This window comes from Cupriavidus sp. NPDC089707 (assembly GCF_044748965.1).
Taxonomy (GTDB): Bacteria; Pseudomonadota; Gammaproteobacteria; order Burkholderiales; family Burkholderiaceae; genus Cupriavidus.
The window spans coordinates 41,060-54,907 of sequence record NZ_JBIVHB010000025.1 but is presented as its reverse complement, the minus strand read 5'-3'; the positions used below and the strand labels follow the sequence as shown (position 1 = coordinate 54,907).

Below are 13,848 nucleotides of genomic sequence, written 5' to 3'. Positions count from 1 at the left end.
GACGCCTTAGTACGGATGTTCGAGCAGTCGCTGCATATGATCGCTGCCTTGTCGGAGGAACAGCGCCGTGCTCTGCGCACGCCTTGATGAAGTGCGTCGTGTCAGCCAAAACTTCGGCTACGGCGTGGCCGATGACATGGATGCATTGCTTGCCGAGCCCAGGGTTGATGGCTGATCACGATACATTCGCCGCACTGCAAGCCGAAAACGCTCGCCTGGTCGCGCTACTGGAGGCGCATGGCATCGATTGGCGCTTGCCGCCAACGCCTGCGCCTTGCGTGCAGGAAGCCGAACCGTCGCGCCTTTCCACGGGCGAGAAAGTAGCACTGTTCCGTCGGCTATTCCGCGGCCGCACGGATGCCTATCCGATCCGATGGGAGAGCAAGTCCACCGGCAAGTCTGGCTATACGCCAGCTTGTGCCAATGAATGGCGCACCGGCGTCTGCGAAAAACCGCGCATCAAGTGCGCCGACTGCGGCAACCGATTGCTGGTCCCACTCTCGGACCAGGTCATCTACGACCATTTGGCCGGCCAGCACACAGTGGGCGTCTATCCGCTGCTGGAAGATGACACCTGTTATTTCCTCGCCGCCGATTTCGATGAGGCCGAGTGGGGGGAGGATGCCCGTGCCTTCGTGCAGTCGTGCGGTGAACTGGGTGTGCCGGTCGCGCTGGAGATTTCCCGTTCCGGCCAGGGCGCGCACGCATGGGTCTTCTTCGCGGGCAAGGTCTCGGCACGCGATGCGCGCCGCCTCGGCACAGCCATAATCAGCGACACCTGCTCGCGCACCCGGCAACTCAAACTCGCATCCTATGACCGCCTCTTTCCCAACCAGGACACGATGCCCAAAGGCGGCTTCGGCAATTTGATTGCCCTGCCGCTGCAGAAGCATCCGCGTGAGCACGGTTGCAGCGTGTTCGTCGACGCCGGTCTTCGTCCCTATCCCGACCAGTGGGCGTTTCTGACGTCCATCCAGCCGATGGCACCGCAGGACATCGAGCCAACGATCCTTCGCGCCACCGGTGATGTCCACCCGTTGGACGTCACGTTCATCGGCGACGAGGATTTGGCTACGCCTTGGAAGCGCGAAGCGCTCGCAGCAAAGACGCTGGCTGGTACTCTGCCTGAGTCGCTAACCGTGACACTGGCCAACCTGATCTATTTTGAGAAGGCGCAACTGCCGCAGCCACTGGCCAACCGCCTGATCCGTTTGGCGGCATTCCAGAACCCCGAGTTCTACCGTGCGCAAGCGATGCGGATGTCGGTGTGGGACAAGCCGCGCGTGATCGGCAACGCCGAGAACTATCCGCAGCACATTGCCCTGCCGCGCGGCTGTCTCGACGCCGCGCAAGCGCTGCTGCGCGACAACGGCATCCGCTGTGATCTGCACGACGAGCGCTGCCCGGGTGAACCCATCGATATCAGTTTCGTCGGCACGCTTCGCCTCGACCAAGAGGCCGCCATTGCCGGGATGTTGCAGCACGATACTGGCGTGCTGTGCGCACCGACCGCCTTCGGCAAGACGGTCACGGCGGCCGCGATGATTGCTCGTCGCGGCGTCAACACTCTGGTTCTGGTGCATCGCACCGAACTGCTCAAGCAATGGCAGGAGCGCCTGCAAGCCTTCTTGGGCATCCGCAAGGGCGACATCGGCACCATCGGGGGCGGCAAGGTCAAGCCTTCCGGCAAGATCGACATCGCGGTGATGCAATCCCTGTCGCGCCAAGGCGAGGTCAACGCGCTGGTCGAAAACTACGGCCATGTCATCGTCGATGAATGCCACCACGTCGGGGCCGTGTCGTTTGACGCCATTCTGAAACGGACTAAAGCAAAGTACGTGCTTGGGTTGACCGCCACCCCGATCCGCCGCGATGGCCAGCAGCCTATTATCTTCATGCAATGCGGGCCGATCCGGTACACCGCGGCAAAGGCGACCAACTCGCCTCAAGCCTTGGTAGTCATACCGCGGACGCGCCTTTCGCGAATTGAACTGCCACCCGAGTCGGGAATTCAGGATGTATTCCGGCATCTGGCCAACGATCAGGCTCGCACCGATGCCGTCGCGGCGGAAGCGCATGAAGCCTTCAAGCACGGCCGCAAAATCCTGGTGCTGACCGAACGCACCGAACATCTCGACGCCATCCGGGCCGCGTTGGAGGGGAAGATTTCCGCATTGTTCGTGCTACACGGTCGGATGTCCAAGAACCAACGCGCCGCATTGATCGCGACCCTCGATGTCCTGCCAGCCAACACACCTCACGTCTTGCTGGCGACAGGCAAGCTGGTTGGAGAAGGATTTGATCACCCTCCTCTTGACACCTTGGTGCTAGCAATGCCCGTGTCTTGGAGGGGAACTCTGCAACAATACGCCGGCCGGCTGCACCGGGAACACGCCGATAAGACTGACGTCCGGATCATCGATTTCATCGACAGCGGCCATCCGGCATTGCTGCGGATGTGGGACAAGCGCCAACGCGGGTACCGGGCCATGGGATATCGGATTGCCGTAGAGGCCGAGATGGAATGAACTGCCTGCGCTACGCCGACTAGCAGGTGGGGCCATGTTTGGTGCGCGACAACTTCACGATAGCAAAATTTCGTCCGAGCCTGCACTCACATCAGCCCGGCGGAGGCGACCCTCCGCCTGCTGGCTTCATGGCTTGTGGGTGTTCCAGCTTGGCGATTAATTGAACTTTCATTTGCATGGCGTATTCCGAAGGAAGGCTAGCGTAAGCTTTGTCTCGGCTCAGCGACACGCTCTCCCGGGCTATGCGGACATCAAATGACAAGATGACTGATTCGGCACCCCCGAACGCCGACGCGGGACGACCCACCCGCTGATCACGCAGAGCGCCTTGTTCTGTGCCACAGTTGTCCTACCGGACCAGGCTGGAGACTGTGATGGGAAACCGGCTCGCCTCAGAAACGTCGCCTTACCTCCGACAACACGCAGGGAATCCGGTCGACTGGTATCCCTGGTGCGAAGAGGCGTTTCGCCGCGCACGCGACGATGACAAGCCGGTCCTGCTTTCCGTCGGCTACGCCACATGCCATTGGTGCCACGTCATGGCGCACGAATCGTTCGAGAATCCCCGGATCGCCGGCCTGATGAACGAGCGTTTCATCAGCATCAAGGTTGACCGGCAGGAGCGTCCCGATCTCGACGACATTTACCAGAAAGTCCCCCAGATGATGGGACAGGTCGGCGGCTGGCCGCTCACGGTATTCCTGACGCCGCAAGGAGAGCCATTCTTCGGTGGCACCTACTTTCCGCCGGATGACCGCTACGGCCGCCCTGGATTCGAGCGTGTGTTGCTGAGCCTGAGCGAAGCCTGGAGGCATCGCCGCCAGGAACTGCGCGACACCATCGAGCAGTTTCGGCAGGGGTTCCGGCAGCTAGACGACGCGGACCTGAGCCGTGAAGCCGAGGAAGTCGAGGACCTGCCCGCGCAGACAGCCCTTGCCCTCGCCCGAAACACGGATCCGGCCCATGGCGGGTTGGGCGGAGCGCCCAAGTTTCCCAACGCAAGCGCTTACGATCTCGTGCTGCGCATCTATCAACGAACTGGTGAACCCGCGCTGCTTGAAGCGCTGGAGCGCACGCTCGACGGCATGGCGGCCGGCGGCATCCATGACCAGCTCGGCGGTGGGTTCGCCCGCTACAGCGTCGACGAACGCTGGACCGTGCCCCACTTCGAAAAGATGCTTTACGACAATGGCCAGCTCGTCGCACTGTACGCCAACGCCTACCGCCTGACCGGCAAGCCAGCCTGGCGCCGTGTATTCGAAGGAACCATCGCGTACATCCTGCGCGACATGACGCACCCCGATGGCAGCTTCTATGCTGGCGAAGATGCCGACAGCGAAGGCGAGGAAGGCCGCTTTTATGTCTGGACAGCGGCCGAGGTGAAGGCAGTCCTGGGCGAAGTCGAGGGGGCCCTGGCATGTCGCGCCTACGGCGTGACCGACGGCGGGAACTTTGAACCCGGCAGATCGGTGCTCCAGCGTGCGGTCACGCTGTCCCCCCTGGAGGAGGCGCGGCTCGAAGGCTGGCGCGAGCGGCTGTTGGCAGCACGCGCCCAGCGCGTGCGCCCCGGCCGTGACGACAACATTCTCACCGGCTGGAACGCCCTCATGATCCAGGGACTCTGCGCGGCTTACCAGGCAACGGGCAACGGGGCACACCTCGCCGCCGCAAGGCGTGCGGCCAGCTTTATCCAGGACAGACTCGCCCTGCCGGACGGCGGCGTGTACCGGTCCTGGAAGGACGGCACAGCCAAGGTGCCAGGGTTCCTGGAAGACTATGCCTTCCTGGTCAACGCTCTGATCGACCTCTACGAGTCCTGCTTCGACAAGCGATACCTCGATCGCGCAGTCGAACTCGTCGCATTCATCCTCGACAAGTTCTGGGAAGACGGGCTGTATTTCACGCCCCATGATGGCGAGCTATTGGTGCACAGGCCTCGCGCGCCGTACGACAGCGCCTGGCCGTCGGGCATTTCAGCCAGCGTGTTCGCCTTCTTGCGCTTGCTGGAACTCACCGGCCAGGATCGCTACCGTGACCTCGCCGAGCACGAATTCCAGCGATACCGGGCGGCCGCCACTGCGGCCCCGGCCGGCTTCGTGCACCTCCTGGCCGCCAGAGACTTCACACAGCGCGGCCCGTTCGGGATCATTCTTGCCGGCGATAAGGCGGCTGCCGCCGCCTTGGTTGAAAGCGTTCACCGCACCTACCTTCCGGCGCGCGTCCTGGCATTCGCCGAAGACGTTCCAGTCGGCCAGGGGCGGCACCCGGTCGACGGCCAGCCGGCAGCCTACGTGTGCCGGCATCGCACCTGTACCGCACCGGTAACCAGTGGCAAGGCGCTTCTTGAACGCTGCGTGGCGTGACTGCGGGCCCGCTGCTTTTACTCGCAAGTTCGATGTAGTCTAACGAATGCTGAACATCAATCGCCCTGACGTTGCCTTCCAGCATCGGTCGAAAAGCTACTTGCGGACGAAATCCGGATAGAAATCAGAGCTTCTGGACCGTGTGATTGGTCTCGCATATGGTGAGCACCAGTCGCACGATCTCTGATCCTCAACACTTGTCGCTCAAACCCCGACTACAAATGTCGGTTCCGACGGTAGCAGTTTCCCAGGATTCATCAGATTTTTTGGATCGAGCGCACGCTTGACCTGCCACATCAGTTCCAACTCCTCCTGCGACTTGTACCTGTCGAGGCTGTCGCGTTTGGCTGCGCCAATGCCGTGTTCCGCTGAAATCGAACCGTTCTCCGCGTGCACCAGGTCGTCGACAAGGTTGGACACCGCCATGTGCCACCGCGCCAGGAATGCCCCGGCATCGCGACACGCAGGGCGCAGTGGGTTGAAGTGCACATTGCCATCTCCCATATGCCCGTAGATGACCATGCGCATGGCGGGCTCCAGCGCCAGTACTGCGGCGGATGCCTTATTAATGAACTGCGCGATGCGGGACAGGGGCACCGATATATCGCACTTGATGCTGCCGCCGGCGTAGCCCTGGGCGTCCGAGATCTCCTCGCGGATGCGCCAGAACCGTTGCGCGTCGGCCAGGCTCGCAGCGACTGCGGCATCGGCCACCCAGCCATTGCCGAGACCGCACTCCAGGATCTCCATCATCGCGGCGTCCAAGTGCTCCGCTTCGCCCGCCGACGCCAGCTCGATCAGCACCATCCAGTCATGCCGCCCCGGCAGAAGCGATGGGGCGTTGCCATGGTGGGCAAGTACCAGGTCCAGCGCCGGGGCGGAAATCAGCTCGAAGGCGGTAACAGCCTGGCCTGACAGCGTGCGCGCTTCGCCCAGCAGCCTGACGGCGGCGTCCGGGCTTGCCACGGCGACGAATGCTGTCGCGGTCGAGCGCGGCTGCGGCACCAGTTTCAGCACCGCGCCGGTGATGATGCCCAGAGTACCTTCGGCGCCGACAAACAGCTGCTTCAGGTCGTAGCCTGTGTTGTCCTTGCGCAAGCCCTTCAGCGACGAAAGGACGCGGCCGTCCGGCAGCACCACCTCAAGGCCAAGCACCAGGTCACGCATGCTGCCATAGCGGAGCACCGCGGTGCCGCCGGCATTAGTCGACAGGTTGCCGCCGATCTGGCACGACCCCTCGGAGCCGATGCGCAGCGGGAACAGCCGCTTGCGCCCCTCGGCCGCCGCGCGGGCTGCGGACAGTGTGACGCCGGCTTCCACGGTCATCGTGTCGTTGACCGTGTCGACGGCAAGCACGCGGTTCATCCTGCGCAGGCTGATCACCACCGTGGTCCCGCTGTCGTCGGGCACTGCACCACCCATCAGCGAGGTATTGCCTCCTTGCGGCACCATCGGAATGCCATGCCCGTGGCACCAAGCCACTACCTGGCTCACCTGCCCGGTGGTGGCGGGCATGACGACCACCGGCGATTTGCCGCGATAGATGCCGCGGTAGTCCGTGACGAACGGTGCCGTGTCGGCGTCCGTGATCAGGCAGCCGTTGCTGCCGACGATGGCGCTGAGTGCCTGCACTAAGGCGGTCTGGGTCTCCACTGCGTTCAGTCTCCGTCGCAAAATAAAAAAAATTAGAACTTGTGGCGAACGCCCACGGCGACACCGCACATGCCCTTCTGCCCCACGGTGGGAAAGTAGCCGTTCGCGAAGCCGATCGGCGACGTATCGAAGTTGAGGCCGGCATTGCGTGCGTAGGCCGCGGTCAGGTAGATATCGGTGCGCTTGCTCAGGTCGTAATCGGCGATGAAGTTCACTTGCCACGGGTTGGGCGGCTCGATCGCCGGTGCCGCGGCCGACAGGCGCACGAGCCTGAGCCTGGCATAGGCATAGCCGAGGGTCAGGCCCAGCGCGGGCGCTGCCTGGTAGTTCACGCCGGCCCAGTAGTAGTCGTCGCGCAAGAGCGTCGTGCCATCGCCGGCGTCGGCACTGCCCCAGCGGTAGCCCGCCATGACCTTGACCGGCCCGGTGGTGTAGCTGAGCGCCCCGGCCGCCTTGCGTGCCTTGCCGGGCTGCCCGGCGACCGCTGCCGGGTTCCACTGGTCGTAGCCCAGCGCGGCGCCGAAGCCATTGGCCAAGTAAGCAACACCCGCGCCCCAGGCGGTGTTGTCACGCAGGTTGCCCGGCGTTTCGCCATTGCCGCCACTGGCCAGCGGCGTGCCGGCGATGGATCCCACGCCAGTACCGAATGAATAGTGCGCCGTCGCCGTGACGGGGCCAAAGGTGCCCGTGTACTTGAGCATGTTGTCTTCGCGGTAGTTCGGGCCAAGCTGCCAGGCGATCGGCTCGTACAGCACCGAATACCGGTTGGGCGAAAAATTGGCCAGGACATCGAACAGCGTGGTGTACTGGCGACCAAAGCTCAGCCGGCCAAGCTCGCTCTGCAAGCCCGCGTAGGCCTGGCGCCCGAACAAGCGGCCCGCGATCATGACGCCGGTGTCGAGACCGAAGCCGCTCTCCAGCACGAACAAGGCGCTCAGTCCGCCGCCCAGGTCCTCAGTCCCGCGCAGACCCCAGCGCGCTCCCGATAGTCCGCCGGTGGTCGGCATCGAGATACGCTTGCCGCCGGGCTGGTACGACAGCTGGTTGCCCACCACCGTAGGGATGCCGCGCCCCATCCGGTTGACATACTCGACCGGCATGTCGGCCACGCCATACAGCGTAACACCGGACGACTGCGCGATTGCGTGGCTGCAGAGCAGGCTCAGGATGGCAAGGTACGACCGTCTCATGGCAAATCATCTCCTTGGTCTTTGTTTTTTTTCTGTTCGCACGCGCAGCATCGGCCCGGCAGCGCGGGCATGACGCTGTGAGCAAACTGCTGCACGGAGCGTTTCCTGCGGTGTGAAGGTGGCTGGAAGCTATCCGGCCGAGCTGGCTGACAGCGTTTGCTTGACGAGCTGGGGAGAGCCGGCGCCGTTCGGGCTGCCTCCGCTCTCCGCGTTGTGGGCGTGCGCCAGCTGATGCAGGCCGAAGGCGAGATCGGTGCCGCTGCGGTATCCCATCAGGTCATCGCACTGGTTGATGGCCTTTTTGGCCAGCGCCAGGCCCAGCCGCGGGCGCTGGGCGATGCGCCGGGCCAGTGCCAGCGATGCGTCGAACAACTGCTCGCGCGGCACCAGCCGGCTCACCATGCCAAGGCGGTAGGCTTCGGCGGCCGAGAGCCGCTCCGCGGTGAAGAGAAACTCCTTGGCCCTGCGGCTGCCCAGCTCCCACGGGTGCCCGAACAGCTCCACGCCGGGAATGCCGAAATCCACCGCGGCATCGGCGAAATAGGCATCCTCGCTGGCGACGATCAGGTCGCAGGACCATGCCAACATGAGGCCGCCCATGATGCAGGCGCCTTGCACCGCGGCGATGGTAGGCTTGGGCAGGTCGCGCCAGCGCCGGCACAGGCCGACATAGAGCTCGCTCTCGCGGGCGAACCGGTTTTCCACGCCGGCCTTGCCGACGTGGTCCCACCACAGCGACTTGCGCTCAAACGAGACATGCCGGTCCGCCGTCTTGCCAAGGTCGTGCCCCGAGGAAAAGTGCGGGCCGTTGCCCCGCACGATCGCCACCGCGAGGTCGTCGTCGTAGGCGAAGCGCTCCAGCGCCCGATCCAGGTCATAGAGCAGCGCACCATTCTGTGCGTTGCGCACTTCCGGGCGATTGAGGGTAATGACGCCGACCGGGCCGATCGTCTCGAACAGAACGATTTCCGTGCTCGCTTTGGTTTCCATGATGTTCATCGTCCTTGTGCATGCGATTGGCCAGCTGCGACGTGCCGTAGGACCTCGTCGTTGTGCTCGCCCAGTGCCGGCGGTGCGGTAAAGTGCTCGGCTGCCCCGGTCTTGATGGGATTCCCGACCATGCGCGTGACCCTGCCGCCGGGCTCCTGCACTTCCACCACCATGTTGCGGCGCTTGACGGTCGGGAATGCAAAGGCTTCGTCGACGCTCTGAACCAGGGCAGCAGGCACGTCGTGGGTGCCGAACCGGTCGATCCAGTAGGCCGACGGATGCCGTGCGAATTGCGCGAGCAGGATCGCCTCGAGCTCGTCGCGGTTGCGCTGGCGCAGCGCAAGATCCGCGAAGCGGGGATCCAGCGCCAGCTCGGGCAGGTGCAAGGCTTCGCAATATGCCTTCCACCAGTGCGGCAGCGCGCTCGGCGTCGCGTAGACATAGCGGCCGTCGGCACAGACGAACGCCTGGCTGGGCGGCAGCGTGGCATGGCGTGTGCCCATGCGCGTATAGACCGTGCCGTGGGTGAGATAGTCCTGCGCCTGCCAGACCAGCAAGCTCAGCTGCGCGTCGAAAAGAGCGACTTCGACATGGCGGGGCTTGCCATCGGCGTTGCGTCCGTGCAGACCGGCCAGGATCGCTATCGCGGCCCACAGGCCCGCGCCGGTGTCGCCGATCTGGACACCCACGCGCGCCGGCGGGCCGTCGCGCTCGCCGGTCAGGCTCATGATGCCGCTCAGGGCCTGGACCAACGTATCCACGGCGGGGCGGCCGGCATATTCGCCTTCCCTCTCGAAGCCGAAGATCGAGCACAGCACGACGTCCGGCTTGCGTTCGCGCAAGGCGGCGTAGCCAATGCCGAGCCGGTCCAGCACGCCCGGGCGGAAGTTCTCGCACACCACATCGGCGCTTTCCACCAGCGCAAGGAAGGCCTCCCTGCCCTCCTCTGACTTGAGGTCCAGCACGACACTCCTCTTGTTGCGGTTGACGCTGAAGTAGAACGTGCCGACGCCTTCGTCATGGAACGGCGGAATCTGGCGTGTGGGATCGCCGCCGGGTGGTTCGATCTTGATGATGTCCGCACCGAGGTCGCCAAGGATCATGGTGGCGAATGGCCCGGAAAGAAAGTGCGTCAGGTCCAGCACGCGCAAGCCGCGCAGCGGCGGGGTAGCCGTGGTTTCGGTATCAGGCGTTCGCATGGGTCACACCCGCTTCAGGTGTGCGAGCGTGATCTCGCCATCCAGCAGGCGCCGGTTCGCAGGCACCTGCTCGGTCAGCCAGCGCACGCGTTCGGCATGCTCCGCGTTGCCGCGTGGCACGGTCTCGTCGACGCCAGCCTTGATATAGGCCACGGCGTGCGGATCGGCCTCGGCAATCTCCCTGGCCCAGGCCAACGCCACCGACTGCGCCTGACCTGGTTCGACTACGCTGTTCACAAGTCCCGCGCGATACATGTCTTCGGCACGCTGCACGCGGCCGAGCAACAGGATCTCCATGGCGAGCTTGTGGGGCACTTTTGCCGCCAGCCCGACTGCGAAACCGCGGGTCAGGCCAATGCGCGCTTCGGGGTAGCGGAACCTGGCCGACGATGCGGCGATGCACAGGTCGACCTGCTGCAACATGATCATGCCGGCACCGATGCACCAGCCTTCGACCGCCGCGATGACGGGCTTGCGGATGGGGACCGCCAGGTTGGGCGCCCAGTTGGCATTCACCGGGGGATCGCCGACATCGATGCCCGCCGTGAAGTCCTCCGCTTCGCCGGCGATCACCGCCACACGGTCCCCGCTCTCGCCGAAGCGCAGCCACGCCTGCTCGAGTCCGATCGCGACGGACCGGTTCACCGCGTTCTTTTTCCCGGGGCGCCGGATCGTGATCCGGGCCACGCCTTGCACCGATTCATAAGACACCGCTCCGTCGGACAAAGTCTCTCTCCTCATTGGTTGTAATGGATACATCGTACACATTTGGTATCCCATTTGCAAACAACTAGGAAAGCAGAATTGCGGCGGCCAGATTCTCGTTTGCACCTATAAATCCAGAAAAACCTGTAAAACATTCGATAAATGTGCAAAGCATCGTCGCCATGTGCTGCTTCAGCCAACTTCACACAACGGAATAGCACCTGATGGAATCCCTTAATTGAATCCCAAAATTTTATTATGTATCCTAAAACAAAAGCCGGGCAAAGGGAGAGGCACATGGCCACGGCGCACGCCACCCCCGGCTTCCGATATCACCCCGTATTGGAAGGACAACCTCCCGTTAGCCAGTTAGCCGGCAAGTTGAAGTTGCAGCACCAGAACGCGTGCCTGCGCGCGTGTCACAACCGGCCGTCCGCCCGGACCGCCGAAGATCGAAACCTCAGGGAACGTCATGCTCAATCCAACGCAACTAATGTCACCTGCCACACCGCTACGCTCGAACTACCGCTATACGGTACTGGCGCTGCTGCTCGTGGTCTACGCACTGAATTTCGTCGACCGGCAGATCATCGGTATCCTGGCTATCCCCATCAAGCGCGAGCTGGGGCTGACCGACACCCAGCTTGGCGCGCTCGGCGGCGTAGCGTTCGCGCTGTTCTACGCCGCACTCGGCATCCCGGTGGCCTGGCTGGCGGATCGAAAAAGCCGGAGCTGGATCGTGACGATCTCGCTCACGCTGTGGAGCCTGTTCACCGCCCTTTGCGGCACGGCGACCGGCTTCTGGCAGCTCTTCCTCTACCGGATGGGCGTCGGCGTCGGCGAAGCCGGTGGCGTCGCGCCTTCCTTTGCCCTGATCACCGATTACTTTCCCAGGCACCAGCGGGCCCGGGCCTTTGCTGTCTATTCGTTCGGGATTCCGATCGGCTCGGCGACGGGCATCATGCTCGGCGGCTGGATCGCGAATGCCGTCGACTGGCGCACGGCATTCGTGGTGGTAGGCCTGGCCGGCGTCGTGTTTGCGCCGATCTTCCGCATGGCGGTGCGCGAACCCGCGCGCGGCGGCCAGGACGAGAGCATGCCCGCGCCCCAGCCCGCCCAGCCCGGCGCCGGATTCAGCCAGATCGTCAGGTTGCTGGCCGGCAAGCGCAGCTTCTGGCTGATTGCCTTTGCCTCCTCGTTCGCTTCCATGGTGAACTACGGCCTGCTCTTCTGGCTGCCGGCATTCTTCGGCAGGAGCTTCGGGCTCGACCTGGTACAGATCTCGATGTTCTACGGGTCGCTCGTGCTGGCCGGCGGCCTGATCGGCATCTGGTGCGGCGGCTGGCTTGGCGACCGCTTTGGCGCCGCCAACCCGGCCGCCTATGTCTTGCTGCCGGCCTGTGCGTTCGTCCTGGTGGTGCCGCTCTACGCGATTGGATTGCTCAGCCAGTCGCTGACAGTGGCCTTCATCCTGCTGTTGCCGCCGAGCGCGCTGGCCTATCTCTGGATCGGCCCGGTCATCACCTCGATCCAGCACCTGGTGCCGCCGGATATGCGTGCCACGGCGTCGGCCTGTTTCCTCTTCATCAACAACCTGATCGGCATCGGGTTCGGCAGCCTGCTGTTCGGCTTCCTCGCCGACGTGCTTGGCGCCCAGTTCGGCTCGCAGTCGCTGAAGTACTCGATCCTGTTCGGACTGAGCATCTATCTCCTGGCCGCCGCCTTGTTCGTCCTGGCTTCGCGCCATATCCGCCGGGACAGTCACGGCTGAGTGGCCGCGCCGGGTGGCGTCATTGCACCAATCGGCATAGGGGGTAGCCGTGAAGGCTACGCCCCTGCCACATACATGGACGCCCCCGTTTTGTCAGGCCTTCATTGGCGATGGGTCGATGATTGAGATTGCGGCCATACATCCGGACTGTTGAGAAGGCCACTATGGCGCCTTTGTCCCTGATGGAATCTGCTGATCGGGCTCTAATCACCACCTCGCGCTCGAAGCGCCTGTGACAGGGCAGAGTATTCCGATCCCGGCCCAACCAATCTTGCCATCACGTCGTGACTGCCCGAGCAACCTCCTGGGGGGAACGTTCTTTTACTAGACCGATCGGATTACGCGACGTCTCTAAGACGACGCGTAATCCCGCCGGAACGCACGGTCTTGTGTGAGCAGTGCCCAGGCGATTCGCGCATTCCTGTTGGCCACGGCCACCACGGCGATGTTCTTGTGGCGTCTTGCCAACAGGCGACGGAGCCAGCCCGAGAACGCGTCGTTCTTGTTGGTGGCGTAACGAACGACGGCTCGTGCTCCGTGGACCATCAGCGTGCGCAAGTACGTGTCACCGCGCTTGGTAATACCGAGCAGCAGCGGCTTGCCTCCGCTCGAATGCTGCCTCGGCACCAAGCCTAGCCATGCCGCCAATTGCCGAGCGTTGCTGAAGCACTTGCCATCCCCGATCGAAGCAACAAGCGCACTGGCCGTGATCGGGCCGATCCCGGGAATCTCTGCCAGCCTCCGGCTGGAGTCATTCACGTGATGCCAAGCTTGATCTGCATCTCGAGCTCTTCGACCTGTCGATCGAGTTCCTTTAGATGATCGATCAAGCGCTGTACCAACAAACGGAACGAGCCTGGCAGTTCATTTGTGGCGTCTTCGACGAGCTGCGGCACATGTTGGGCAATGCTCGTGATACCCCGTGGGATCACGAGACCGAATTCCCCGAGCAGCCCGCGGATCTGATTCGCCTGCGCAGTGCGGGCGCGCACGAACCCCTGACGGGCGCGGTGTAGCGCAAGAACCGCTTGCTGGTCGACGTTCTTGATGGGAACGAACCGCATATTCGGCCGCGCCACGGCTTCGCAAATCGCTTCCGCATCGGCCATGTCGTTCTTATTCGTCTTCACATAGGGCTTGACGAACTGGGGAGCCATGAGTCGCACCGTGTGGCCGAGCGCCTGCAGCTTGCGTGCCCAGAAGTGGGCCCCAACCGCAGGCTTCCATGCCGACCAGACTCGGCGGAAGGTTTGCAAAGAACGTCGCCATCTGATGTCGCTTTAGCTGCTTCTTCAATACGGACTTGCCGTGCTCGTTCACGCCGTGGACCTGGAAGATATTCTTGGCGAGGTCAATGCCCACTGTAGTAACGTTCATGGTGACGCCTCCTTCGATGATGGTTGTGCTTCGACGCACTTACCACTTTGGCACATCGATGCCGTTTCGGAC

8 protein-coding genes and 1 pseudogene are annotated in these 13,848 nt (G+C 63.4%); 3 read left to right on the top strand and 6 right to left on the bottom strand.

What is annotated here, in order from left to right:
• Positions 1–167 precede the first annotated feature (167 nt).
• The gene (locus tag ACIP1U_RS27515; protein WP_400321975.1) at positions 168–2,528 is read left to right on the top strand and encodes a TOTE conflict system archaeo-eukaryotic primase domain-containing protein; all 2,361 of its coding nucleotides are present in this window, start codon (positions 168–170) and stop codon (positions 2,526–2,528) included.
• A 374-nt stretch (positions 2,529–2,902) separates the two neighbouring features.
• On the top strand, positions 2,903–4,891 hold the full coding sequence (locus tag ACIP1U_RS27510) for a thioredoxin domain-containing protein (protein WP_400321974.1): 1,989 nt from the start codon (positions 2,903–2,905) through the stop codon (positions 4,889–4,891).
• A 204-nt stretch (positions 4,892–5,095) separates the two neighbouring features.
• Here the strand turns inward: ACIP1U_RS27510 and ACIP1U_RS27505 are convergent, their stop codons facing one another.
• From ACIP1U_RS27505 to ACIP1U_RS27485, 5 genes are all read right to left on the bottom strand, one after another.
• The gene (locus ACIP1U_RS27505; protein WP_400321973.1) at positions 5,096–6,544 is read right to left on the bottom strand and encodes an FAD-binding oxidoreductase; all 1,449 of its coding nucleotides are present in this window, start codon (positions 6,542–6,544) and stop codon (positions 5,096–5,098) included.
• A 32-nt stretch (positions 6,545–6,576) separates the two neighbouring features.
• On the bottom strand, positions 6,577–7,734 hold the full coding sequence (locus ACIP1U_RS27500) for a porin (RefSeq protein ID WP_400321971.1): 1,158 nt from the start codon (positions 7,732–7,734) through the stop codon (positions 6,577–6,579).
• 129 nt (positions 7,735–7,863) lie between these two features.
• Complete coding sequence (locus ACIP1U_RS27495) at positions 7,864–8,724, bottom strand: enoyl-CoA hydratase (protein ID WP_400321969.1); 861 nt, start codon at positions 8,722–8,724, stop codon at positions 7,864–7,866.
• Between the two features lie 5 nt (positions 8,725–8,729).
• Positions 8,730–9,923 (bottom strand): CaiB/BaiF CoA transferase family protein, encoded by a 1,194-nt coding sequence (locus tag ACIP1U_RS27490; protein WP_400321967.1) that lies wholly within the window; start codon positions 9,921–9,923, stop codon positions 8,730–8,732.
• 3 nt (positions 9,924–9,926) lie between these two features.
• The gene (locus ACIP1U_RS27485; RefSeq protein WP_400321965.1) at positions 9,927–10,649 is read right to left on the bottom strand and encodes an enoyl-CoA hydratase/isomerase family protein; all 723 of its coding nucleotides are present in this window, start codon (positions 10,647–10,649) and stop codon (positions 9,927–9,929) included.
• A 472-nt stretch (positions 10,650–11,121) separates the two neighbouring features.
• Here ACIP1U_RS27485 and ACIP1U_RS27480 point away from each other — a divergent pair, with 472 nt between their 5' ends.
• On the top strand, positions 11,122–12,399 hold the full coding sequence (locus ACIP1U_RS27480) for a spinster family MFS transporter (protein WP_400321963.1): 1,278 nt from the start codon (positions 11,122–11,124) through the stop codon (positions 12,397–12,399).
• A gap of 351 nt (positions 12,400–12,750) precedes the next feature.
• Here the strand turns inward: ACIP1U_RS27480 and ACIP1U_RS27475 are convergent.
• Positions 12,751–13,776, bottom strand: a pseudogene (locus tag ACIP1U_RS27475) (IS110 family transposase).
• Between the last annotated feature and the right edge of the window lie 72 nt (positions 13,777–13,848).

Excerpts from the sequence above, each read along its gene's own strand:
- ACIP1U_RS27515 (WP_400321975.1), top strand. The coding sequence starts at position 168 with ATGGCTGATCACGATACATTCGCCGCACTGCAAGCCGAAAACGCTCGC.
- ACIP1U_RS27510 (WP_400321974.1), top strand. The coding sequence starts at position 2,903 with ATGGGAAACCGGCTCGCCTCAGAAACGTCGCCTTACCTCCGACAACAC.
- ACIP1U_RS27500 (WP_400321971.1), bottom strand. The coding sequence starts at position 7,734 with ATGAGACGGTCGTACCTTGCCATCCTGAGCCTGCTCTGCAGCCACGCA.
- ACIP1U_RS27495 (WP_400321969.1), bottom strand. The coding sequence starts at position 8,724 with ATGGAAACCAAAGCGAGCACGGAAATCGTTCTGTTCGAGACGATCGGC.
- ACIP1U_RS27490 (WP_400321967.1), bottom strand. The coding sequence starts at position 9,923 with ATGCGAACGCCTGATACCGAAACCACGGCTACCCCGCCGCTGCGCGGC.
- ACIP1U_RS27480 (WP_400321963.1), top strand. The coding sequence starts at position 11,122 with ATGTCACCTGCCACACCGCTACGCTCGAACTACCGCTATACGGTACTG.